The 25866-nt window shown below is 39.7% G+C and carries 21 protein-coding genes; all 21 read right to left on the bottom strand.

Features of this window, described 5'->3' with window-relative positions:
• Positions 1-41: 41 nt before the first annotated feature.
• Positions 42-1265 (bottom strand): glycoside hydrolase family 88 protein, encoded by a 1224-nt coding sequence (locus J6O61_RS12660; RefSeq protein WP_292213848.1) that lies wholly within the window; start codon positions 1263-1265, stop codon positions 42-44.
• 35 nt (positions 1266-1300) lie between these two features.
• Positions 1301-2830 (bottom strand): lipopolysaccharide biosynthesis protein, encoded by a 1530-nt coding sequence (locus J6O61_RS12655; protein ID WP_292213846.1) that lies wholly within the window; start codon positions 2828-2830, stop codon positions 1301-1303.
• Positions 2831-3760, bottom strand: coding sequence for an alpha-1,2-fucosyltransferase (locus J6O61_RS12650; protein ID WP_292213844.1), 930 nt, complete (start codon positions 3758-3760; stop codon positions 2831-2833).
• 125 nt (positions 3761-3885) lie between these two features.
• Positions 3886-5112, bottom strand: a complete 1227-nt coding sequence (locus tag J6O61_RS12645) for a polysaccharide pyruvyl transferase family protein (RefSeq protein ID WP_292213842.1) — start codon at positions 5110-5112, stop codon at positions 3886-3888.
• Positions 5113-5156: 44 nt separating this feature from the next.
• Positions 5157-6230, bottom strand: coding sequence for a glycosyltransferase family 2 protein (locus J6O61_RS12640; protein WP_292213840.1), 1074 nt, complete (start codon positions 6228-6230; stop codon positions 5157-5159).
• On the bottom strand, positions 6230-7636 hold the full coding sequence (locus tag J6O61_RS12635) for a DUF3329 domain-containing protein (RefSeq protein ID WP_292213838.1): 1407 nt from the start codon (positions 7634-7636) through the stop codon (positions 6230-6232). The genes J6O61_RS12640 and J6O61_RS12635 overlap by 1 nt, the downstream gene beginning before the upstream one ends.
• A gap of 49 nt (positions 7637-7685) precedes the next feature.
• The gene (locus J6O61_RS12630; protein ID WP_292213835.1) at positions 7686-8654 is read right to left on the bottom strand and encodes a glycosyltransferase; all 969 of its coding nucleotides are present in this window, start codon (positions 8652-8654) and stop codon (positions 7686-7688) included.
• A 3-nt stretch (positions 8655-8657) separates the two neighbouring features.
• On the bottom strand, positions 8658-9728 hold the full coding sequence (locus J6O61_RS12625) for a glycosyltransferase family 2 protein (protein WP_292213832.1): 1071 nt from the start codon (positions 9726-9728) through the stop codon (positions 8658-8660).
• Between the two features lie 38 nt (positions 9729-9766).
• Positions 9767-10531 carry a DUF5672 family protein gene (locus J6O61_RS12620; RefSeq protein WP_292213829.1) on the bottom strand — a complete coding sequence of 255 codons (765 nt, stop codon included), beginning with the start codon at positions 10529-10531 and terminating at the stop codon, positions 9767-9769.
• A gap of 13 nt (positions 10532-10544) precedes the next feature.
• Complete coding sequence (locus J6O61_RS12615; RefSeq protein WP_292213827.1) at positions 10545-11588, bottom strand: alpha-1,2-fucosyltransferase; 1044 nt, start codon at positions 11586-11588, stop codon at positions 10545-10547.
• Between the two features lie 53 nt (positions 11589-11641).
• Positions 11642-13435 carry an ABC transporter ATP-binding protein gene (locus J6O61_RS12610; protein WP_292213825.1) on the bottom strand — a complete coding sequence of 598 codons (1794 nt, stop codon included), beginning with the start codon at positions 13433-13435 and terminating at the stop codon, positions 11642-11644.
• Between the two features lie 74 nt (positions 13436-13509).
• Complete coding sequence (locus tag J6O61_RS12605; RefSeq protein ID WP_292213824.1) at positions 13510-14382, bottom strand: alpha-1,2-fucosyltransferase; 873 nt, start codon at positions 14380-14382, stop codon at positions 13510-13512.
• 146 nt (positions 14383-14528) lie between these two features.
• Positions 14529-15671, bottom strand: coding sequence for an SGNH/GDSL hydrolase family protein (locus J6O61_RS12600; protein ID WP_292213822.1), 1143 nt, complete (start codon positions 15669-15671; stop codon positions 14529-14531).
• 22 nt (positions 15672-15693) lie between these two features.
• On the bottom strand, positions 15694-17196 hold the full coding sequence (locus J6O61_RS12595) for an MBOAT family O-acyltransferase (RefSeq protein WP_292213820.1): 1503 nt from the start codon (positions 17194-17196) through the stop codon (positions 15694-15696).
• A gap of 149 nt (positions 17197-17345) precedes the next feature.
• A complete protein-coding gene (gene asnB / locus J6O61_RS12590) occupies positions 17346-19259 on the bottom strand; it encodes an asparagine synthase (glutamine-hydrolyzing) (protein ID WP_292213818.1) in 1914 nt (637 codons plus the stop codon).
• Between the two features lie 48 nt (positions 19260-19307).
• A complete protein-coding gene (locus J6O61_RS12585) occupies positions 19308-21065 on the bottom strand; it encodes an HAD-IIIC family phosphatase (protein ID WP_292213815.1) in 1758 nt (585 codons plus the stop codon).
• 144 nt (positions 21066-21209) lie between these two features.
• Positions 21210-22421: a glycosyltransferase gene (locus J6O61_RS12580; RefSeq protein ID WP_292213813.1), complete on the bottom strand. Its 1212-nt coding sequence runs from the start codon at positions 22419-22421 to the stop codon at positions 21210-21212.
• Positions 22422-22508: 87 nt separating this feature from the next.
• On the bottom strand, positions 22509-22898 hold the full coding sequence (locus J6O61_RS12575) for a VOC family protein (protein ID WP_292213812.1): 390 nt from the start codon (positions 22896-22898) through the stop codon (positions 22509-22511).
• A gap of 43 nt (positions 22899-22941) precedes the next feature.
• Positions 22942-23184 carry an acyl carrier protein gene (locus J6O61_RS12570; protein ID WP_292213810.1) on the bottom strand — a complete coding sequence of 81 codons (243 nt, stop codon included), beginning with the start codon at positions 23182-23184 and terminating at the stop codon, positions 22942-22944.
• A 13-nt stretch (positions 23185-23197) separates the two neighbouring features.
• Positions 23198-25075: an asparagine synthase (glutamine-hydrolyzing) gene (gene asnB / locus J6O61_RS12565; RefSeq protein ID WP_292213807.1), complete on the bottom strand. Its 1878-nt coding sequence runs from the start codon at positions 25073-25075 to the stop codon at positions 23198-23200.
• 20 nt (positions 25076-25095) lie between these two features.
• A complete protein-coding gene (locus J6O61_RS12560) occupies positions 25096-25851 on the bottom strand; it encodes a hypothetical protein (RefSeq protein ID WP_292213804.1) in 756 nt (251 codons plus the stop codon).
• Between the last annotated feature and the right edge of the window lie 15 nt (positions 25852-25866).

Raw genomic sequence — 25866 nt, 5'->3', positions numbered from 1 at the left:
TTTTTTAATATAAATCTCTTCAATTACATTTTCTGCTTAATTTATGGCATTTCTGACAAAGCTGCAAGTACCATTCCCTGGCCCCATGGATAATGTCCATATGTCTGATAGTGTACTCCAAAATCATCACAGGAACTTAAAGCATCCATCACTTTACCGCCTGATGTATGTGCCAGCATGCATTCCCTCATTTTATCAAATTTTTCTGTAAGGTCATCAGCTATAAGGCCTGCGTTATATCCTCTGGCTATCGAATATGCTATCATTCCGGTTGCTGACATATCGATATGCCCTTCAACACCTTGAATCTGCCAGCTCCATCCACCGTCAGGACGCTGATAGTCAAGAGCCGTCTGGCACATTCGCCTGTACAAACCTGTGACATTAAATGCCGAGTTCATAAAGCAGCGTTTCTTTTCCGGACAATCCTCACTGCACTTTGAGTTTTCATCTTCCATTGTACTGTTAACTGCAGTAACAGCCGTCTCTGCCACTCCCATAAAAAGCCAGCCGAAGGCTCTTCCCCAGCCAAGAAGACCTTTTTTCTGATTGTCCGAAAGTGAATATCCGTGGTAATTTAAGCCGCTTTTTTTATCTACACCCATTTCAAAAAAATTCTTGATCTGTTTACTGGCATCAAGTCTTGAACCTGAACTTATTACAATATCGCTGTCCGGAAATGCGCTCATGTACGCTGCCATAAACATAGATACCTGTCCTATTCCGTCTGCAAATATGTTAGCCAGATTTCTGCCCGGATTGTAAATTATACTCCCCTGATCATCTCTTGGAGCGGTAAGGATAAACTGTGCTATTTTATCAGCGGCCTCTTTATATTTATCTTCATGAGTCATCTCATAAGCTTTTACAAAGCAAAAGCCTGACAGGGCATCATCCACAAAGCCTATCCTGCTCTCATAGCCATTCACCCACATATCAAGATGTGCGGATATTGTTGCAAGACATTTGCTCCTGATATCTGCGCTGTTATCAGAGTCTTCCTCATCCTCATTGTTCTCATTATCTGATTTTAATTCACTGACTGTATCACCCTTATATCTGCTCATTCGACCTGCTGCGGATACAAGCCCCAAAATCTGTGCCCCGGCAGGCCAGAAAAGGGGATCTTTGGTACGGACCGAACGTCCCATGATACTCTTTACAACATCTTTAGCCTGCTGAGCCAGTGAAACGTCCATAATGCCAAGTAGCTCCTCACAGGTAACATCAACAATCTCTTTATAGAATTCCATGCCACTATCCATTCTCAATTACCTCGTAGTGTTATAAAGTCGGAATATCAGGCTTTTTTCTTTATTTTTGAAACAACCTTGCCATAGACATATTTAAACTCATCAGTCCTGCCATATAGCAGATAGTATGCTCCGTTAAATATGACTGTAATAATCACTGCCATAACAAGGAAAGTTAATATATTAAGGTCAGATAAAACCTTAGTACTGATAAAGTTACAAACCAAAAAAACAGCTGTCAGACTTGCCAAATACTTACAGGTATCCACAAAATAACTTTTTGCCCCCATATCAAAGCAGGCCCGATAGATGATGATCGGTTTGGTTATATTGGCAATAAGTCCTGAAATAATTGTTCCAATATAGATTCCTGCAAGTCCAAGACTTGTCTGTACAAGAGCAATTGAAATAACAAGGTTAACTGCCCCCTGAATAAGAGCAAGATATTTATCCTGCTCAAATACTCCTGCTGCTGTCTTGTAGTTACTAAGGACAATCCTGTCGCCCTTAAAGTAATAATCAATCAAAATACAATAAATGACCATTGGCGCAAGTGCCCAATAGTCGCCATACATTATCCTGATAAGAGGTGTTAAAAGAATCATAAATCCGACAAAGGAATAACCATATACCCAGGATGCAAAAAATCTGTAGACCTTGAACATCTCGTATTGTTTTTGCCTGGACTCAGTGGCAATCAGGTTTCCGAAGCTTGAAATAACTGAATTAAAAATGATATTTACAAAATTGGATACTGAGCTGATGACCATGTTATAGTTATCAACAAATCCGGCCATTTTTACTTCGATAAAAGAAGATATTATAAGAGCATCTGTCTGAAGTCTTGCCACATCTCCAATCTTATGGAAAACCAGAGCCTTTGTCTTCTTCCATACTATATCACTTTCTTCTTTTGAAAGAGGGATGATATCTTTTTCCGTAAGATACGGATACATTTTGTTCAGGTATCTTGATACAAAGATTTTCTGAAGCAGCTGAATGATTGCATCCGTACTAAGAAAAAGATAAAAATTCCCGGTTACAATGATAACGATTATCTGGAAAAATACTGTAACAACCTTAGTGATTGTAAGTATGTTGGTCTGAACATAGTTTTTCTGTTCAGCATTTACAAGACTGTATTTGTAGGCAACAAAATAGCTGCTGACTGTATTAAATAAGAAAATGAAATAGTAGAGAGTAAGATCTCTTAAAAGAACTCCGTCCGGCTTTTTTACCAGATATTTAAGGAAAGGAGCAAGGGCAGTACCCATAACAGCTACTACGAGAGCAATGCAGTAGTATGCTTTGCGATACATCTGCATGTATGACTTTATTTTTTCCTTCTCCCCCCTTGAAACCGGTCCATAGAGGCTAAAGTTAAGTGCTGTTCCAATTCCGAGCTCCGCCATATTAAGGATTGAAAGAATATTTGTGTAGGTACTGTTTATACCAAGCAAAGTCTCGCTCAAATGGATAATAAAAATCTTGCGCAGCACAAAGGACATGATCATGGTTGCAACCTGACCAATGTATCCAAATGCTATATTCCTTGTAGCTGACTTAACTCTACCCATTTAAACAATTACTCCGTTCTCATCTATGAGAATCCAGTTTTTCCAGTATTCATGCATAATTTCAGGCTGTGCTTCCTGATTATTTCTCATTTTGAGAGTACGCACAAGTTCCCTGTCCGGGCGCTTATTAAGTCTTGCTCCCCAGAAACTGAATGTGGAATTGGCGCATATGTTGCCTTTGCAATGGCTCATAAGCATAAGATCCTGAAGGCTGTTTTTTCCGGTATTCCAATCTATTATGGTGTACCTTGATTCATCACTGTAATGCTCTCTTGCATACTCGTGATCGCTGGTAAAAATATAAAAATGTACATCCGGAGCTTTTTTCAGGAAATAGTTCATAGCGCTCTCATAATATTTATCTGAAGCAATGTTGCCCAAAATCTCTACGTTTTCGGGACTAAGGTAGTCCCCGCGTCTGATATGTACACTTACAGAATTTTCTTTATCCATCCTTGCTGCAAGAACTGAATTTCTTTGGTCAAGTTCCGGTATAGAGTGAGACGGGAAAACGAACAGCTCCTGAAGCTCTCCCATCACATCATCATAGTAATTCTGACAGGCAAAGTAGCCTGTTATGTAGACATCATCCAGATCAAATATTTCCTCATGGAACATTTTTGTTTCAACAAAGACCTTAGGGTTTGAGCTGGCACTTCGACCGAGCTTCTTGGTCATCTTACCTATTATCATCTGAAAAAGATTCTGCCTGATAAGTGCATTCTTCTCTTCTTTTGTACATTCATCATAAGGCAGTCCCTTGAAAAGAGGCAATTCGAACTCACGAGGAGCCAGCATATTTTTTTGTACTTCAGGTCCAAACCATGAAAGATCAAGCTTAACTTCTTTTCCGCACTTTAAAAGTTTCCTGTAAAGTGCATACTGCTGCATTTGGTTCCCCAAACCACCGGATATCTGCAATATAATCATTTACTCATCCCCAATATCTTTTTTCATATATTCTTGACTCATATTCTCACGAAATCCGCAGTTTATGCGGATTTCGTTCATGAAGTCATACCAATACATTTTTGTTTTTTATCACTAATAGACCGTTATTTATTACTCTGTGCCATAATCCATTCATATCCATTGATTAGCGCCTGGGGATCAGACAATTCCTGAACAGGCAGACAATAATTGTCATAGCTTCCAAAAAGGTCTGTGGCAATGCCACGGCTTTTTACCGAATATCCTATAACAAGTGTCGGAACGCCGCTTGAATAAGCAGCTATTGTACTGTGAGTCCTTGCTCCCACAAAGAAACTGCACTTTGAAATGTAAGCCTTTAAATCCAAGGCGGACATATCCCCAATCAAATATACTCTTTTACTATCCTTAAAGGCATCATAAAGCTCTGACAGCGGCTTTCTGTCGTCATTACCGGTCCAGACAACATGCGGTATCAGCGCTATCGACTTATCTGTGTTATCTAAAATGTACTGAATAAACCTCTTATAATTTTCCATGGTAATACCCGGAATTTTCTCCTTGGCAATTACCATGGGGCTTAGATTTATTCCGATATATGCTCCCTCAATCTGAAGCTTTCCGTCTCCCGGTGTTTCCAAAAAATGCGATGTTTCAAGCTCAAATGCAGGATCTTTTCTAAGCTCCAATTTATCGGCTGATATTCCTGCGTTTAAAAGACCATTGTAGGATATTGACTCTCTTGCATATATCCTGTCAAAGTTCATCAGGTCTTTTAAAAGCTCCGGGTTTTTTAGGGAATCAGGTTCAATTGAACATCCCCAAAGAACTGTTTCAAAACCTCTTTTTCTGAAATAATCGTGTGCCAAAATAAGGTCCGAAACCATTTCCGGATAACAATAATTATCTCCACCTATTGAAATGGCAAGTGGTGTGTTATTTACTGCAAGGCTCTCATCTGTCGCGGTATCAGTTTGTTGGTAATCGCACCTGTTATGTTCGCTAATGTAAGCTTTATAGCCAAGCTTAAATCTGTATCTCATAAAAGACTGCTTATCACCGGTTATCTTGCGCCATCCGTAATAAAAAACATGGGCAAAAAAATCCCGGTCAATATGTCTTTCATCCGCCAAAATGCACAGTCCCTGCTTTTCCAAATCTCCAAGTGAATATCTTCTATCTTCATTGGCGCTGTTGGATATAACTACCGGAATCGGAGTTTTTTCCATATCGCATCCCTGTTCTATCCGTTTTTTGTAAATAAGCTTAAGAGTGCTGTTGGCAATCGCTTCACAACCGTGATTGCCACTACCTGCGTGATAATATAAAACTATTGGTCTGTTAAGATTCATAAAGGAATCTCCTTAACGCTTTTGTAATAAAGTCCGTAGACTTCTCACCTTGACTTATAGCTCCCATAAAGTTTCAGGTAAAACCCGGGGCTAAACTTAAAAATCGTAACTTTTATTTTGTATCCCAATTCAAGAGCTGCAAAAGCCCCGTTCACTTTAAGGGCATGCTTTACCTGCTCCAAAACTTTTGAGATAACAATCGTTTCTAAATTCTTATCTCTATCCTTTTCGTCGATTCCGGATAACTTCCCTGCCACCAACAAAGCAGTCATTATCTGGCTTACAGCAACGCTCACAAAAGAGTATTCCGACAGATAATCTCTTGCAGCCATTAGCTTATCCTCTGCTTCTCTCCAGCAGACAATCTCATCCATATAGCTTTCTCTGAATGCTCTTTTCATTGCACCCTCCGGGTTATCCACATAAACGTAGCCTCTGTCCCCAATACATCTGACAGTTTTTTTCTTTCCCTGTAAAAGAGCTATGTCAAGAAGGAAGAGCAGATCTTCTCCGATAGTCAAACCTTCTTTAAAACAAATTTGATTTTTTCTGAGTACATCCAGTAAAAAGAGTTTTCCCCAAACATGGGTATTTCTGTTAAGTATCGAATTCTCAATATATTGATATCCGCTTATGCAAAGTCCATTCAGGCATAAATCCGTAGAATCCACTATTACAGCCTGAGATGATAAATTGCCTGTGTCACCCAAATAACTGTCTTCCGGATTTTTATCCACATTTTCAGCGACAGCCAAAAGGTTTTCCACAAAGTTTTCCAGCACATAGTCATCTGCATCAACGAAACAGATGTATTTGCCCAAAGCTTTCTCCATACCTATATTTCTGGCATGGGATACTCCGAAGTTTTCAGTGTGGATAACTTTTACAATTTGACTTTCTTTTGTGGATTCAGGCTCTTCGTTTTCCATATACTTATTGACTCTTTTGGCAATTTCATCGGCAAGAGCACCGCTACCGTCCGTAGAACCATCATCAATTAAGATAACTTCCAGTTCATCTTTGCTTATACCATTCTGAGAAAGGCATGAATCCACACATCTTTCAAGAGTTGCTGCTGCCTGATAAACCGGAACAATTATACTTACCTTTTTATCCATCAGTACTCAGTCCAGTCCTCTCTCTCAACACCCCAAATAGCATCTATACCGTAGTGCTCGGCGTAAAAAACATTGATCCAGTTCTTATAATCTTCAGTGATATCTGAATCATAGGCAAAGGAAAACCTGTTTTCCCAATCAGGTCTTAACATAGGCGCGTAAATATCTATCTCACCATTTGCGACCTGCTGCCAGACATAAGCATCTCTTTCTGCAAATTCCCTCTTAATTCTGGCAAGATTAGCTCCCTGTTCAATATATGTAAACATAAGAACAAGTCCCCAAACCGCCACCAGTGAAGAAACCGCTGTTTGAAGAATAGTGTAGGAAAGCCCCTTTTCTCTGTCGGATGCACTTCCTGACATAAACATGGTATTTGCTACAATTCCAACTCCGTTTAATACAGCCATCATCATAAAAAGCCCTGCTCCATAGTAGGTGCGCAGCTGTGATGATGGCACAGCAATAAGTGAAAACGCTGTCATTAAAGCCACAAAAGCGAGTATTCTCATGTACTTTGTAGTTTCGAGGAATTTCTTTTTATCAGCGGACATATAGTAGATAAACAGCAAAAGAACCACAAAAGCTGCAACAAGGACAAAGTAGTTGTCTCTGATATTTATAACTATCTTCAGGAACCTTGCCATTATAGCCAAAAGTCCTGTGTGCTCTTCATCTGCAACTTCTGCTCTTCCAAAATTGCCGGGTGAAAGGATCATTATTCCAAAGCCCAAAAGATTTGCTGCAAAGCCTGCTATCATCCAGGGTTTGATGAATCCACATTTTCTGTTGTTTTCAAGCCACTTATCCACAAAAAGAATGATACAAAAGAGGATTACACCGCCTGAAGTATTCTCATTGCACCATCCGGCCAAAAGTCCCGATATGAACATTCTGATCATCAATGAAACAGTGTTTTTGCTGTCAAGATTCAGATGTTTTCTAAAGAATGTGCAATAGCCAACAGCAATGGTTCCTGTAAAAAGATAATTGCATGCTCCTGTTTCCCAGAAAACAGTATTGCTGATGGCAGGATCAAGAAACCACAAAAACAGCAATACCAGGCCATAAAGCCTGTAGTCGTACTTTCTTTTACAATCTATGTTCTCGTACATAATAAGCGACAGGCAGGTAAAAACACCGGCCGCAACCACATTGAACACACTCTTTGTCTTCATGAACAGGAATACTCTAAGGATAAAATGGGCTACATTCCTCCCACTATGAGTCATATAATGTTCGAATTCCTGGGCAAACAGATCAAAGAAGTTTGTTGCCTTAGCTACTGTATCTCCATAAATTATGTCATCTGACATATTCGGAGTTAAAAACTCATACACAGCAATCATCAAAAAAGTAGCTGCAATCATTATGATAAAAAGATTTTTCTTCTTGTTTTCTGCCATTTAACAACTCCCCAAATAATAGGTCAGTCTTTTTCTTTAGGAACTATGTTCAAGTTGTTTTTCTTAAGTTCCTTAATATTCTCAATACTTTATGATATGCTTTTCTGCAAAATCTTCCCGCAGTAATATCAAGATAATGATATCCCCTTGAAAGCATAGTCACTTTAGGCATTACCAAATGACTATACTCAGCAATATGCTCCCTAAGGTATGTTGGATATGTGTCGTCGATTTCACATCGCTCAAAACGCGCATTCCTGCCAAAGATATCGTGTCCCAGAATCAGATGATCCATGGTCTCCGCCAATACTTCTCTGTCGTTGTACTCCTGATGAGCTGCTGCTTTGACCTTTACGCCAATCCTCTTTGTGGGATTTTTCTCCCCATGTCCACCCATATATCCAAAATGCCATCCACCATCGGCCACCCTGACAGAGCGCCTGTCACAAACTGAAACAAGGTCCCGGAGCCTTACGATTCCTTCCCTTGGGATATTATCAACAGAAGTTACCTTAGTCCCCAGCCACTTTCTGGAAGCCTTGGGAATATCAGGAAATTCGCCGGTTATCGACATAAGAGTTCCTGACTTTTCCTCATTATTCATGTACACATAAAAGTTTCGCTGAGCCAGATGATAAACTTTAGTCTTGTCAAAGTTATCCACTATTTTCTTAAGTACCTTGGGATTGGGAATCTCATCTGCATCTCCGAATATAATCACATCGTCAGATGTTGCTCCCACCTGCTCAAGCCCCTGCTTTAGATGATTTTTCTGAAAGTAATCTCTCTCGTGGGTAACTTTAAAATCCTTATCCTCATCCACAACAATATAAATAATCTTATCAAGATAATCTCTGAACAATTCTTTGTTTTTCTCAAAGCAAAGCTCTTTGGGCTCTCCTGAAAAGGTTGTGGTTGCCTCCTCAATAATAAACTTGTCTACATACGGATCAAGCACCCCCAGGCGAAGCTTTAATATATCTATCTCATTAAAAAAAGGAATTAAATCGTAAACCATGTTTTACCTTTCACTTTTTCTATGGTTCTTTTTTAAAGCTCGTTTTACCGAATGCTTTGCCCTGTATTTCAGTGCTGATAAAAAAAGCTTCTGATAAGCCGCAGTCGAAAGCTGAAGCTTGTGTACCAAAACACTTTCTTCAGGTGCCCAATCAGGCAGCGGCATCCTGCTGTAATGCCGGTAAAATTCACTTTTAAAAATATTCTCAAGTTCGGTCTTTACTATACTGATCGGTTGGTCGGAATAAATAAGCTTGGATAAAGCGATACTGCAGGTAAGAGATTTTCTGAGCTCAACCATATTTACAAACCTCTCTCCGCCCCATTTTTTCACATAGCTGTCAAACTTATTCCACGCAGTTTCCTGATTTGGAAGATATTCAATATGATATCCGCCTGTCAATCCCTTGTCATTGGGTCTGTATATGTAAAGTATCTTGTCCAGATACACTATGCCCCGGGCTTTATCCAAAAAAGCTGCAGTCTGAAGAAGGTCTTCTCCGTAATTAAGGAACATGTCCTTATCCTGAAGCAGTACCTCTATAGCAAGATCACGCTTTATGCATTTGTTCCACATGGCATTAAGCGAGTCTCCTTCACACATGGTTTTGTAAAAAGAGTCTTTTAATGCACCGCTATATACTTTATTCTCTTCAAAAGGAAATGCAAATTTCCTCTTTGAAGGAGCTTTGTCGGTAGCAGCATTATACAGCACAATATCAAAGGGCTTATGTGCTATGGATGCGTCTGTAAGAGCCCTGCATATGTCCTCAATTGCATTATCCATTAAAAGATCATCCGAATCTGCAAAAATCAGCCATTGCCCCATGGATTTTTTTATTCCTTCTTTGCGGGCAGCATAGGCACCGATTTTGCCAAAATGATAGCTATAGACAAAAGGATTGTTAGCCGCATATTCGTCGCAAATAGCAGCACTTTGATCAGTCGATCCGTTTTCGATAAGTATCAGCTCCGCATCCATCCCCTCTCGTCCGAGCTGTGGAATAATACTGTCCAGCATTTCTTTTATGTACTTTTCCGCGTTATGAACCGGAACTATAACTGAAAAGATCATATGCGCCTCTTCCATATACTATCTATATCTGTCATCACTTAATCTGTTATTCCATGCTTTTCTTTCCAATTCTTACTTTTTCTCCAGAAAAGGAATGGTCTGACTGCCATCTTAATTCTCTTTTTGGGGCTGTAAAACCTGGGATAATCCGCATTTTCTCCCCACCATTTATGAAAGGCAAATGGCTCTACTCCCTTATTCTCCGGAAGGGGATGCTCTCTTCCAAACAAAGCAGCCACCTCTATCGGAGCCCACTTCATGCCCTCTTCTTCCATGGCATTTTTGTGATAGCAGCAAAGAAAAATATCCTCATTATAAAAACCATCATAGACTTTTTCCCACTTAAGGTTGTGGGCTGCCGGATATTCCAAAAGCCTTTTTGACCTGATGGATACGCTGTTTCCAACTCTGCAGATTTCACCCTTTGAGTCCCTGTAAGCGTAATCATTTTTGGGAAGTGGCCAGGGCGCTCCAATATAGTCATACTCAAGGAACTCATCACGCCAGTTTTCAGGATGAATTACAAATCCATCAGCGTGAACCACCATGCAAAAGTCTGTATTTATGTGGTCTTTGAGTTCATAGACCATCTTGTAATTAAATTTATCGATGCTGTCAAGCTTGGAGGTGTAGCTGAATCTTATGTTCCCCGGCAGATAGAAAGGTCTTTTATCTGAAATAAGAACCGCATCTCCAAACTCAATCTCCCTCATGCTGTACTTCATGGCCTGCACAGTCTCATAAACGTTGACACTGGTCATGGCACAGAGCGTAACCTGTGGGAGCTTTATTTTTTTCTCCATTTTATTCCTCGAATCAATATTTAAATCTCTTTATCAGCCCTATTCTCTTTTCTATGCTCCTAAGAATTTTCCTGAAATAAAAAATTCCATAGAGGAACTTTCTCCTGATAACCTGGCAAAAGAGTCTTATCTGCCCCGGTCTTTTATTTTTTGAGGCATAGAGCCGTGACTTTTCCTTGTACTTTTCAAGCTCTTTCCGGCACTCATCCGCCTCAAAAATTCTTCCTTTTTTGTCCTGATAATGTAAAAAAGTGTAGATGTTCTGTTCTGAAGACCAAAATCCATCTGATATATTGTGCCTTGCCCAATATTTTGGAGCTATGGCATATTTAAGCTCCGTGCTTGACATAACAGGCATTATTGAAAAAGAAGAATTGGACAAGATAAGATATCTGGCATTTTTCACTGTCACATAGTCCTTACCCATATCAAAATGATGACACTCATATTCAGGAAGGACTTTCCTTGCAGCCTCTTCATCCTCTGTAACAACCATAAACTTCATGGCAGGATTTATTTTCTTCATATTCTTTATGGCATTTAAAAAATACTTTCTGTCAAGGTAAAGCTCCGGATGGTTTGTATACTCTCCTCCACGGATATTTATAATACAAAGGTCATCACTGGTGTACTCATAGGACTCATACTCATCCTTTACATGAAGCCAATCCTTTATCTGGCTTCTGTATTTCTCAAAATAGCTCTGATCCTGAAGATTACCATAAATCAAAGTGTTATCCTCAATTTCAAAAAGCTTTGGGTCAGGACCGCTTATATAACAGCCATTCGTCATGTCATGTTTAGAATTCCCCATGTACAGACGGTCATCCTGCTCTGTGAATATTGTAAATTTATCTTTGTCAGACATCGGTATTTCTTTTCCCATATCAATGTCCATAAAGTACATACCCTTATGGGACTGGGCTACATTACCGACCTGCCCCGGATTGATAAATCCATATTCCACGCCCTTTTCAAGGGCCATACATCGTGTAACTATATAAAAAAACAACTGATTGCCCAGACCATAGCCGGGGATGAATTCGGTACCTATCATAAGTGCTCCATAAATATTCGTTACTGTTCAGATTCTGAACAGTAATGTTCACTTTAGTGAATTATTGTTCTACCTTTCAAAGAGGTCTCTGTTATCTTCTCATCTTTAACTTCATAGATAATGTCGCAGTTCTCTATAGTATTAAGTCTGTGAGCAATGATAATCATTGTCTTTTTGCCATGGAAGCTGTTGATAGCCTCCATAACCGCTGCCTCCGTCTCGTTGTCAAGAGCGCTTGTAGCCTCGTCAAATACAAGTATCTCCGGATTATGATAAAGAGCTCTTGCAATACCGATACGCTGTCTCTGCCCACCGGAAAGTCTGACACCTCTGTCACCAATCTTGGTATCAAGTCCCTCTGGAAGAGTCCTGATAAAGTCCGCAAGCTGGGCTTCTTCACATACTTCCCAAATTCGTTTGTCATCAATCAAATCTGCATCAATACCAAATGCTATATTATCTCTGATTGACTCATCTACAAGGTAAATAGACTGTGGGATATATCCAATCTGTGCAAGCCATGAATCATAGTTGCTGAATATATTGCTTCCATCGCAGAGGATTTCTCCGCTCTTAACATGCAAAAGTCCAAGGAGAATGTCCACAATTGTAGATTTTCCGGCACCTGATGGTCCAATGATTCCCACAGATTTGCCTCTCGGAACCATCATGTTTGCATCAGTAAAGATATTCTCATCTGAATCCGGATAATGGAAAGTGATATTCTTAAGCTCAATTTCTTTTTCCAGATGAAGCTCAGGTCCTGCAACCTTGGCCCTTTCAGCTCTCATCTCTTTTTCCATCTTCATAGACTCAGTAAGGTTATTGTATACAAAATCCAAACTAAACTGGTTATATGCTATCTGAGTTAAATATGTATTTATCCTGTTTACAGAAGGCATGATCCTGATTGCCGCCATACCAAATGCCGTAATCTGCGGCAAAAGAGATTTGGCATCTCCGCCATTTATCAGATATAGCAGTACATACAAAAGAACAACTGCAATGAATACTGTCTCAATAAGAAGTCTCGGGATATTGTTCATAACAGTATAATTTCTGTCAATGTCAGCTCCGATTCTTCCTGACTCATAGTAGTTACGTATAAAGAAATCCTGTCTATTTAAAACCTTGACATCCTTAAGTCCGTAGATTGCCTGAATTCTCCACTTGGCAATCCTTGACTGCGTCTCCTGATTTTTTCTTCCGATTACATTAAGCCTTGGCTTTAAAACCTTGGTTATGATAAGTGTAAGAATTACGAGTACCACAAGGATAAGAGCCGTCATCTGCCAGTTAACCGCAAGAAGTACTATACCAAGGCAAATTGAAACCACCATCTCTGTTGCCAGTGATAAAAGTGAGAGCATAAGCGTAAATGTCTTGGGAATATCGCTGTCGGTAATTCTAAAGACTGTGGGGATATCTGCTCCAAGATAGTCCTCGTAAGGTCTGTTCAAAAACTCTCTCATTACCCTGCTTATCATATCGTTTCTGGCTCTGGATATAAAAGTGTTCTGCTTGTAAACCAAAAACAGCAGATACAGATTCTTAAAGATAAATAAAAAGATCAAAAGAATAAGAAGTGCACTGGCAAGCTTCAGGTCAGTATTAAGCCCCAGGAAATTAATCAGATTTTTAAGCACTGCATATTTCTCAATCTGTCTGTGAAGAGACTCAGGGCTTAAAATCACTGAGATTACAGGAATCATCATTGATACACCCAATGTCTCAACAACACCACCAATCAGTATAAGGACAGCTAATATAACCAGCTGTCCCTTTTGCTTTTTGTCAAAAATGTAGTTTATCTTGGCAAGCAGGCTTACCTTCTTTGTACCACTCATTAAATATATTCCTAACTTCGACTTTATATTTTATGTCAACTTGATTTCTTAATAACTATATTGCAGTACTTCTCTTACAGAGCAATCTTCGTCATTCGCTCCGTATATATATCATCCATGTCTCTGTTGTTGATCCACTTTTCAGGAGCGATAACAATCTTATCAGGCGAATCATTAAGCCATGCTGCCCACCAGCTAAATGAACTGTTGGCAATTATGTGGTGCTTGCATCTGCTCATAAGAGTCATTTCAGCGATATCAGTTCCATCGCCTTCTTCAAGCTCAACGACTATGAAATTAGGTCCTTTAAAATGCTCTCTGCACCACTCTTTATCATCGGTAAATATAAAGAATACAGCAGAAGGATATTTTCTCCTTATTCTGTCAATTGCATTTTTATAATACTTTTCCGTACAAATGTTGTGAATATTGATATGTTCTTCATCAATATAATCTGTTCTTCGAACGTGCAAACTAACTGATTCGCAGCACTCTATCTGCTGAAGTGTTGACCAGCTTGAAGCATCAGCCATTAATTCCTGTGGTTTTCTTTCAAAAGCCTCTTTAAGCTCATTTATAACTTCTTTATTATCAAAATATCTGTCACACTGCCAATAGCCTACAAGGTACGCCTCGTCGAGATCCAAAATAGAAGGATTGAATTTCCCCGATACCTCATCTATTCTATGTGTTTTTCTACCTGTGAGTTTTCTTCTGATGCGACTGAATAAGTCCATTTTAGAATCAGTTAAGGCAACAACTTCCTCGTCGGTAGCTTTTTCGTATTCCAGCCCCCACCTTGAAAGCACCGGCATTCTGAGTTTGTCGTTTACAAATCCGGTCTTGTCGTCAATCTTAACTTGTTTACCGCGATTCAATAAAGATCTATACAAAGCGTACTGAAACATCTGATTTCCCAGTCCGCCCTTGAGCTGAATGATTATCATAACTCCTCCAATTATGTAGTGCCATTCTTTCAAAAAGAGCAAAATTTGCATTAAAACGCACATTTAATGTGCGAACCGTAACAATTCGCTCAAAGTATTATATCATAGTTGCAAAATCAATAAAACAATCCACCCTGCGGCAGCCTTTACTCGCCTTCCTCAAGGTCATAATAAATTCCGTTTTCAGCGTTATAAAAGACTTCTTCACTTCCCTTTTCATAGGCTTCAAGCCAGAGGTTATAGGCATCATCCCAGGATTTATATTTTGAATCTCCGCGATGGTCATTATAATTTGAACTTTTTCCACTTTCCATGTTTTTGCTCATACTGTCAGCCAATCCAAAAGTTCCCTTATCAACATAGTTCTCTTTTAAATACTCTTCAAAGAACCTTGTGACCTTGTAGGCTCCTACGATATTGGTATGAGTACCATAGTCTTTAAAGTCAACATCATAATCAAGTCCAATCTCATCCACATACTGATCCATATCAAGGAAGTTATAACCTGCAGCCGTAACCATATCACTGATATAGTTTATCTTTTTCTGTTCATCCTCCTGAACATCATATGGAGTGATGACAAATAACGCATTTAAGTTTTTCTCTTTTAGATAAGCCAAAAGATCTGTTAAGTACTCCTCCTGTTCTGCAGGAATGGCCTCTCTTTCCGTTATAGCGGCGTTATTTGTCTTTGGTGCAGGTCCAACCGTTGAAAACGGTACAAATCCCTTATAATCATCGGGATATTCATATGTAAAGGTTCGCAGCTGCTCCCATAGAGCGAGTGTTTTCCAGTTTGAGTGATACTTAAAAATATCAAAATAATAAGAAAGCCTCTCTGAAGGATCCTCAACCATGGCATTTATGGTTTTTATCCTATTGAGTGAATACTTCATATTATCTGTAACTTCTCTTGTATGCGCCATATTTCCAAGTAGATTTTCATCCTCTGCTGTCCACATGCGCATTTCAAAAATGAAAAGATCGGGACTCTGGGTCTTTAATGCCTCTTCCACAAGATATTTAGTGGCAACAGGTCTTTGCATATTTGATGCCAGCGGATACAGGGTAATTCCCATATCACCGTAAATCATAGGACCGGCAATGCATGGATATACCGGGCTTGATCCAATAATCACAGCATCAATTGTATTATCTTTCTCGGAATAAAAGCCCACAAATCTGTCTTTAACATCACCATTAGTCCTTATGCAGTAAGTCACATGCACAAGAAGCCACAAGACGATCAATATAAAAATCAAAATTTTTGCAACTTGTTTTTTAGTCATAAATTATTTATTACTCTTTGAATTAAAAATCCTTGTATATAAACTCCGCAGCGCTGTATCCGGGGCCATACTCAGCAATGAGAATGACCATGAACAAAAACGCCATATAGATGAACCATCTAAGTACTATTGGTCTTTCAGCAATATACTCGCGGACATTACAAAAATCCGAAACTTTTTTGGAAGTTCTTTCATTCTTTGAATCACCGTCTGCCTTAGGTACTGCCTTGCCATTCTCCATTTTGTACTGCATAACCGATACGCAGGTAAGAATTACAAGTGAAACAAGGATAATTCCCCAATCAACTATATCTATACCCAGATTCAAAAGACTTCCATCCACAAAAATCTGAGGATTAAAAACCGTAACGCTTTCTTTTAACATGCGAAGTGCGTGAGGAACATTATCTGCCCTAAAGAACAGATCACCTATGCATACAAGGATAAATGTACGCACTACTCTTACACAGTCAGCAAATTTCCCTTTCATATTTATGTGCATTTTTTCGGCAAAAAGCCATGTGAAAAACGGAAGCGATATCTCGCCGATTACAATATATGCCCAGTGAAGAAGACCTGATCCGATGACATACTTCATCTCTCCGCCATGCCACAAGCCTACTGAAAACCAGAGAATAAACATTGCCACATATGTGGTGTACTGCTTACCCTTCTTTTTACCAAACCTGCCCTTTAGTGTCTTGCCAAGTTTAGTGATCATCCCGGTTCTAAGAAGTGGATAAAAGACATTTTCTCTCATCCAGACACCAAGAGTAATGTGCCATCTTCTCCAATATTCGCTGATACTCCGGGCAAAAAACGGAGTTGTAAAGTTCTCAGGAAGAATAATTCCAAAGCACTGCGATGCTCCGATTACTATATCCATACAACCTGAGAAGTTGGTGTAGAGCTGGAGGGCAAATCCCACTGTTCCAAGCATTATATAAGCGCCTGGATATGCGGTATCATTGTTGTAAATTGTATTTACTACAACAGCAAGTCTCTCTGAAATAACAAGCTCCTTAAAAAATCCCCAGAGCATTCGCTGAGCGCCAAAGGTGATGTTTTTATAATCGAGCCTGTGTCTTTCAAAAAACTGTTTTCCGGTTTCTCTTATCTGAAAAATCGGACCGGAGATCATTACGGGAAAATACATTCCTATGAGTACCGTCTTAAAAAAGCTCTCATTGGAATCTGTAAGACCGTTGTATACTTCTATGAAATATCCCAGAAGAATAAATGTATAAAAGGAAAGTCCAAGCGGTGTTGCTATGCTTCCCCCATGGATCAGCTTAGTATATTTTAAAGCTATTAAAATACCAAGAAGAGCTGCAAGTTCAAGCAAAAGAACAATTCTTCTTTTTTTGGCGGCAGTATCATCCGATTTTCCATCTGCACTCCCTGATACTTTCTTTAATGCCTTTAATAATCCCCATGTAGCCAGGGATGCAAAGAGCGGATACAAAATAAGCACTCCGTTACCTGATAAAAGGTAATAGATAATACTTGCAATTAAAAGTACCACCCACTGTCCTCCTTTAAACAACAGAGGAACAGTATAATAAAAAGCAACTGTCACTATGAAAAATATCAAAAAGCTGAACGAAGTAATTCCCATAAAAATCTCACTAAAATCTTATTATTTTATGGTGAAAAACAAATATATTTTGTCTTTCACTGTAAATAATCACTTTCATACCACTGCTGGAACATCAGAATGTACCATATCTGTACACGATAAATCCCACGCTCTGTGAAATCTGTCCAGATTTTCTCTACAACATCAGGGTTCAGAAGTCCCTGCTGCCTGATTTTATCCTTATCCAAAAGAGCTTCTGCCCAGTCTCTTATATCTTTATCAAGGAGCCAGCTCTTAATAGGAATTGAAAATCCTTTTTTTGGTCGCTCCATCATATCACGAGGAACATATCTGTACAACACATCCCTCAAAATAAGTTTCCCCTGATTGTCATTTCTGAGGTATTCAATCGGCAGACTCCAAGCAAATTCCAATACGTCCCTGTCAAGCATAGGTACTCTCGTTTCCAGGGACACTGCCATTGCTGTTCTGTCCACTTTAACAAGGATATCGTCAGGATGATAAAGGCACATATCCATAAGCATGGCTTCGTGATTTACTTCTCCGAGAAAATCTGCCGGAAGATCCATACATTTGTATTTAGCATTTCCGGCTTTAAGTGCAATTTTTTTGATCAGAGGATCGCTCTCATGCTCCATTCGATGTACTTCGTATGGAGACTTGGCCCCAAAGTAAAGAGCCTTGGCATAGCCCATGGGATTTTTCAGGTTAAGCTCACTGTCAAGACCATAAATATTTGTAAGAAGGGAACTTACCGGCTTTCTGAGTGCATATGGAACTTTTGAAGCCTTGCCCCATACTCTTGCAACAGAGTTATAGGACTTATATCCGCAAAAGAGCTCATCTCCTCCATCACCTGAAAGAGAAACCGTCACGTGTTCTCTTGTCATCTTACTGACAAGATATGTTGGTATCTGCGATGAATCTGCAAAAGGTTCCCCAAACATAGCTGAAAGCTTCGGAATAACAGCCTTGGCATCAGCCTCCCCTATGTAGAGCTCCGTGTGGTCTGTTCCAAGGCAAGATGCTATTTCTTTGGCAATAACTGCTTCATTAAACTTCTCATCCTCCATACCGATTGTAAAGGTGCGGACTTTTCCGGGGGCTATGGACTGCATCAATGAAACTACGGTGCTGCTGTCTATTCCTGCCGAAAGGAATGCTCCAAGGGGAACATCTGCAACCATCTGCCCTTTAATAGACTCTTTTAAAAGTCTCTCAAGCTCATCTGCCGCCTCTGTCCTGCTTCCGGTAAATTTATTCTTCTGCCCCTTCCTTGCAGTTTCCTGCATAGACCAATACTTTTCTGTTTCACATTCAAGTGTGTCAACATTTACTTTAAGGATTGTTCCGGGCTCAAGCTTTTTTATTCCCCTGTAGATTGAATAAGGAGCCGGGATATAGCCCTCTTCAAAATACATGTCCAGAACATCAGTATCTATCTCATTATCAAAACCGTCAATAACGCGCAAACACCCTACATCAGATGCAAAAGCAAAAGCACCTGCCACATTTCCATAGTAGAGAGGCTTTTCTCCGACTCTGTCTCTGGCAAAAGAAACTGTGCCATTTTCCATATCGTAGACTGCAATGGCAAACATCCCCTTGCATAAAGAAAGAGCTCTTTTCATGCCAAAGTGCTCTATGGCCTCAACTAAAACCTCTGTATCTGATGTACCGCGAAAAGCACCGATTTCAGCGCCTTTAGAGGCTGCATCTTCAAGTAAACTTTTTTTCACATCAGAAGCGTTATAAATTTCGCCATTATAAACAATGACGCTCTTCCCACTATGTGAAATCATAGGCTGAGCGCCATTCTTTGAAAGGTCAACAATAGCAAGCCGCCTGTGACCAAAAGCGACCTTGCCATCATCACTTATATATATTCCGCCGTCATCCGGGCCTCTGTGGAGCATTCGCTCGTTCATTCTGTGGATATTTTCTTTTGTATCTTTCTTAAACTGTATTAGTCCTGCTATTCCGCACATATTTTGTCCTTATAATACACATAATTCCTTATTTCAGATATGCGAGCTTCATTTAAGATGTACATCTATAAAATTATTTTTATTCGTATATTCCTGATTTAAATCCAATTTATACGTCCTGTTTCCATCTTCATCCTCAGACACAAGATCAAAGCCCTGTCCGTCAAAGAACTCTTTTACCATCTTGTTCTTGGCTGTTGGATAATAATAGCCATAAATTGTCTTAACTCCGCGCTCCAAAGCCTTCTTAACCAGCGCATCCATCATGGCAAACTCCATATCGCGCTTTAAAACTCTACAACTCATAAGCCACAGATCAATGTGAAGCTCAGCACCGGAGCGGATATTTCCAATAACAAGTGATACGATTCCGTTGTCACCAAATTTATCTTTTAGTCTGCCGTAAAGTGTTATGTTACTGTCATCTGCGGCAGTTTTCTCGATGTCATCCTGTGTATAGCGCTTGGTTGTCAGGTTAAACTGATTGCTCTTATTGGTAAGCTGGGCAATTCTTGGCATGTACATTTTCTCAAACGGTGCAATCTCTGCCTCCATCTCAAGAGACTTAAGATATTCGCCATAATCTGCAAAGCTCTCCTCAAGTTCATTTCTCTTTTTGTTGGCCATATACATTTCATTGCGTTTTCTATCATCATCAGATACCGATGTGGCCTCAAAAAATCCTGCATGATCAATGATTCTGATGTAGTGCTCAGGACTGTCTATTTCAGGAACTGCCGCTCCCTTTATCTGTCCCTCAACAATGGCCCTTTCAGCCGGATTATCATCCACAAACACTAAAGACTCAGGGAGAATATTCAGCTCTTTTGCAATAGCTTTCATATTTTCGCTTTTAGGATCCCAGTTGGCCTTTATTGCCACAAAATCATCCGGCTTTAGCTTTCCGTCCGGGTGATTTAGCCCTGCAATCGCATTTTCTTCGTCATTTTTGGAATCAACTGTCAAAAGAACTCCGATGTCCTTTTGCATTTTCACATAACCTTGAAACTCTGAATAAACCTGTCCGAGATTGGTTTCCTGACCGATTTCTATTCCATCTACACCGTCGTCACCGACAACTCCGCCCCACAGGGTGTTATCCAGATCGAGAACAAGTCCCTTTTTATTTTTGCCATATATTGACTTTATAATGTTGGCAACGTTGAAACTCAATGTTGGAATAGCCTGAATGCAAAGGGCGTATTTGTACATATGCCATGCAAGTGGGTCTGACCACTGATCAAGTCCATAGCAGCTCGAAATATAATTAATATCGTTGATAAAAAAGCTCTCTGCCGAGTCTGATGCTTTTCTTGCGTACTCTGCAAATTTTTCGTTAAGTCTGTTTATAAATGAAAGGCGTCCATGAATATCAAAGAAATCCCTGTTCCCAAGAAGTCTGTAAAATGGTGCCTCGAAATTATTCTGAATAATCGGACAATGATATGTGTCCGAAAGCTTTTTCCACATAGTTTCAAAATGCTGATAGGTCTTTTGAAGCTTCTCATCTACCATCTCAGTGCTGTCATCCATTGTGGGAAAGTCATTGATATTGCGGTTTGATGTGTGAATGTAAATAATATCGGGATTAAACTCAGATAATTCTCCCGGAAACATAGCATCCTGCCAATACTGACCATACTCTGACTCATAAAATTCAGGCTCAATTCCGTAATTAAGCAAAAACAGCTCCATAATTCTTATAATGTCATGGGTTGTTGAGCCGCCAAGTACTGCGATTTTTTTATGTATTCTGTCTGTGCCGTCAGCAATAAGAGCCTTTTTAAGGCTCTTTGATTTTTTCATTATATAGCTGCTATCAAAGGGATATTCTAACTCTTTCACCGTTTGCTCCTATTTATCAAAATACGCATATATTCTGTGCTGTATTTAAACATCAAAAGTATATAACACGGACTTTTTGTGCCTTTCGTTCCTACACTTCCGTTATCATCGCATTAAAGAATCAAAGTATTCTTTCCATTTCTGATTTGTCACATCAGGACTGCACTTCTCCTGGATTTTAACTGCAGCACTTCCGATTTTATCAGCATAGTCTTTATCAGTAATAAGCTTCTCAATTGAGCTGACAAGAGCTTGTCTATCGTCAACCGGTATGAGAATACCATTTTCTCCGTTTGTAATAAGCTCTCTTGGACCTCCGCAGGGACAGTCTGTGGAAATACACGGAAGTCCCAAAGACATGGCCTCAATAAGGGAGTTGGGCATACCTTCCTGTTTTGAAGCAAGAATAAACATTGATGCCTTTTCAATGTGCTCTGCCACGTGCTGTACACTTCCCTTGAACTCAACGTTTTTATCTATTCCCAGCTTAACAGCCATGTTCTGAAGCTTTATTCTGTCCGGACCATCGCCATAAAATGCAAGACTGTAATCTTTATAGCCTTTTGCAAGAATTTCTTTAAAGGCTTCAAGAACCATTGCCTGATTCTTATTGGCATCAAGCCTTGCCACCATGACAATTTTCTTCTCCCTCTCTCCTATATAACGCTTTCTGATAAAAGAAGGATTTATGGCATTTGGAAGTATGGTGCATTTCTTTTGTATGTAGCCCGGAAACTTCTCTTTTGCCCCCTGAGACTGAACAACAACTCCTGCTGCCCTTCCAAAAAGAGCAAGCATTGAGCTTTTCATGGAAAAAGATGCATATTCTCTGTCGGGATCTGAACGCACAGAAACTACTACCGGGATATTCTCGCCGGTAGCAGTGGAAAGTGCCATAATATTATTTTTACCAATAAAACTCAGGATAAGATCCGGATGAAGTTCTTTCCAGATATCCTGAAGCTTTTTGTGCCTCATACGAAGATTGTATGCTCTGCCCTTTTGTTCACTTTTTAAAAGAGCTGAGAAAACACGCTCAATTCCACCTTCTTCTCCACCTTTTGGATCTATCCAGGCGGGATTCTCATCAAGGTCAGCTACAAGTTCAGCTCCGGGAGCCCCCGCAGGAACTTTTTTCCAGGCTGCGTGCTTAACTTCATATTCATTGTCCGCAAGGTATGTTGTAACAAAGGTCACTTTGTAGCCCTGCTCAAAAAAGAAATCCGCAAGGTTTGACATGACTCTTTCGGCACCGCCTTTTTGAAGGGAGCCTATATACATTGCAATGTGTTTTGGACTGCTTTTATCTGACTCCAAGGGACTATATTCCTCCTAATGTAAACAAAAGTTTATATCCGGCTCTCACATTGAAGATATCTCAAATCAGGTGATATATGATTTGAATCATATTTCCACAAGCTCTATGATTCCCATGCTGATATTATTCAAAAAAGCTACTTTCTTACCTTCAATGCATGACGCAATATTGGGTTCCTGAATTACGGTATAATGTTTATCCCCAAGATCGCTTATGGCATCATCTATGTTCTCCACTTCATAGCAGAGATGATACGGGGTATTTTTGTAACGTTTAAGAAGCGGATACATTGGAGAATCCTCGCCCTTTGGTTCAATAAGCTCCACTCTGTAATCACCGTTTACCAAAAATTCGATATCAATATTTCTAATCTCATCAAACTTCGTAGGGCTTTCAATCTCATATCCAAGTTCAAGGAACTTTTTTTCAGTTTTTGATATGTTTTTTACCAGATAACCTATGTGGTGTACTCTCATTTTATCCTCTTAAACCTGCTTGTTTCTACTACTAAGGCTTTTATCAGCCAAGCTTAGCGATAATAAGGTCAGCCATTGCTCCTACATTCTTCATACCAACAATCTCACCCATAGTAAACTTAATATCAAATTCCTGTTCCATGGCGTTTATCAGATTAATGTGTTCAAGTGAGTCCCAATCATCAATGTCGTCTGCTGTTGTCTCATCTGTTACTGTGATATCGTCATCTTCAAAAACGTCTCTGAAAACTTCGTTCATTTTCTCAAAAACTTCTTCTCTTGTCATAATTAACCTCTTTCTAATTGATGTAGTAATCATACCACTGCTGGAAGATAAAGAATGACCAGGCTATTTTACTAAAATTAGCTCCTGTGGCGGGACCTGCATCTCCATTTACTGCATAGTTGTTGATAAATTTTGATACGAAATCAGCATCAAATAATCCCTGATTCTTTAAAAAGCTTGTACTGCTAAAGTCCATGAGACGGTCTTTTAACGGACCTCTTAGCCACTGATCCATCGGAACTCCGAATCCTGTCTTTGGACGATTAAGCAGCTCTTTTGGGATATAGTCATAGGCAATATCCTTTAAAATATGCTTCTTGTCGCCATTAAAATATTTGAATTTATGAGGAATCCTGAAGGAATACTCCATCACCTCTGTGTCCATTATAGGGCATCTGTTCTCCAGAGAATACTTCATGGAAGCTCTGTCCATCTTGACCAGAATATCATCAGGAAGATAAGTATCCATATCAAGAAGCATTCTTCTTACCTGAAAATCTTTTACACCGTAAGATGACTCTATCGGGAAAAGAACCGGCTGCTTATCCCCTAGTACAAAGGCTCTTGCTGCATCTATATATCCCTTTGAGACAAGCTGAGTTTTGGTCTCTTTGTCTCTGTTACCGGCAACAACCCTGACTCTGAAAGGCATCTTATCAAGAAGCTTGCCACTTCCCACGGGAATCTGCCCAATAGCATTAACTATTGCTCCCGGAATTTCCAGCTGCTGAGCCTGTCTTACATTATCGTATATATTGTATCCACAGAAAAACTCATCTCCGCCGTCACCGGAAAGAGCCACTGTTACATCCTTTTTTGCAAGCTTACTTACAAGCATTGACGGAATCTGCGAATTGTCTGCGAATGGTTCATCATAGTATTGAGGAATGCTGTTCACCAGATCAAACATCTCTTTTTCGGAGATATAAAGCTCAGTATGCTCACATCCAAGATGCTTTGCAACTTCCTTGGCATACTCTGCCTCATTGTAGCTGGGAACACCAAATCCTATACAGAAAGTTTTGACAGGTTTGTCAGAAAACTCCTGAGCCATAGCTGTTACAAGGGATGAATCATACCCACCTGAGAGAAAAGTTCCAAGAGGTACATCTGCAATCATCCTGTCAGCAACTGCCTTTTTTAGGCGCTGCTTCAACCCTTCTTTTGCTTCTTCATAGCTCTCAATCTGATCTCCGGACTTTTCTGCGTAGACCTTTTTTACGTCCCAGTATTTCCACTTGGTTATTTCTCCAAGATGAAACTTTAACACGCCACCGGCTTCAAGTTTATAAACATCCTTAAATATTGTATCAGGAGCAATTATATACTGCTGATAAAGGTATCTTGAGATAACATCTGTTCTTATTTCTCCCTTAAAACCCGGGCACTTCATAATAGGCTTTAGTTCAGAACCAAAAATAAGATTCTCACCATCTATCCAGTAAAAAAGAGGTTTTTTACCGATCCTGTCTCTGATGAGGTAGACATCTGAAGTCTCTCTGTCGTAAATGGCAATGGCAAACATTCCGTGAATATGATTCACCATGTCTATTCCCCACTTAAGGTAAGCTGCGATTATGACTTCTGTGTCACAATGAGACTTGTATGGATAGTCTGAAAGCTCCTCCTTAAGTTCAAGGAAATTGTAAATCTCTCCATTAAAAACAATTGTTATTCTGCCGTTTACCGAATGCATCGGCTGATGTCCCAATGGCGAAAGGTCCAAAATTGAAAGTCTTCTCTGGGCCAGTCCCACTGAATATCCGTCCTTGTCCTCATAGACTGATACTCCGCTATCATCAGGTCCTCTATGGATCATTGTATCGTTCATAATCCTCAGATTATCTTCACTTATTCTGTTTTTGGAAATGTATCCGCAAATTCCGCACATTATTTATAAGTATCCTTGTTTCAAAGTGGTAATTTATCAAAATTGTCGCGAAGTGGTCCGAAGTCCTTACATTCGTTGTCAATAGAATCAATCAGTTCCACATACTTCTCATTGATAAGTGTCCTGTAGTTTTCCTGATTATCATATCCTTTTTTAGTCCATGCAAAAGGATGGGTTAAAATCTGGATCTTTTTATGCTTTCCTATAGTTTCTGCATCAGGATATCCATATCTCCAGATGTGGTTTGCATCTGACATGTACTTCACTTCAAGATGTGACTCCGGTGTAGCCTTGGGGTCAAAAGAAAAGAAATTATCCTGATAGGCATTCAAAATTCCCGGAATCTTGATGTTCTCAGCCAGAACATCAGGTGACGGTCTGTGGATTGAGAATGAATTAATCTCAAAACCAAGCATATTGCTGAGCATATCTATTTCCTGTCTGATACGCTCTCTTATTAGCTTCATATCTGTCATTCCGTTAAGAGCAAAGTGAAGCCCGATCCTCTGTCCTCTTTCGTGCATATCTGTAAGAATATCTCTGTTCTTTCTTGAGAGAATATTGTAGGAGTTGTTGGTCCACTGGAAAAAGAATGTAGACCTGAAATCCATGCTTTCTTCAACCTTTGAAAGTGCATATGCTCTTTCTACCGAGTACTCTACATCATGCCTCATGATTATCCATGAATCTCTCTCAAGAGCTTCCTCATATGTTGCGTAAAGTCCTGTTTCCTTAATTGCTCTAAGTATTTCTCTGTAATCTTCAAATGAAAACATCTTTTCTCCTTGTCA

Source organism: Butyrivibrio sp. (genome assembly GCF_017635265.1).
Lineage (GTDB): Bacteria > Bacillota > Clostridia > Lachnospirales > Lachnospiraceae > Butyrivibrio.
Note: the sequence above shows the minus strand (reverse complement) of the source record. Positions and strands in the feature narration are given on the sequence as shown.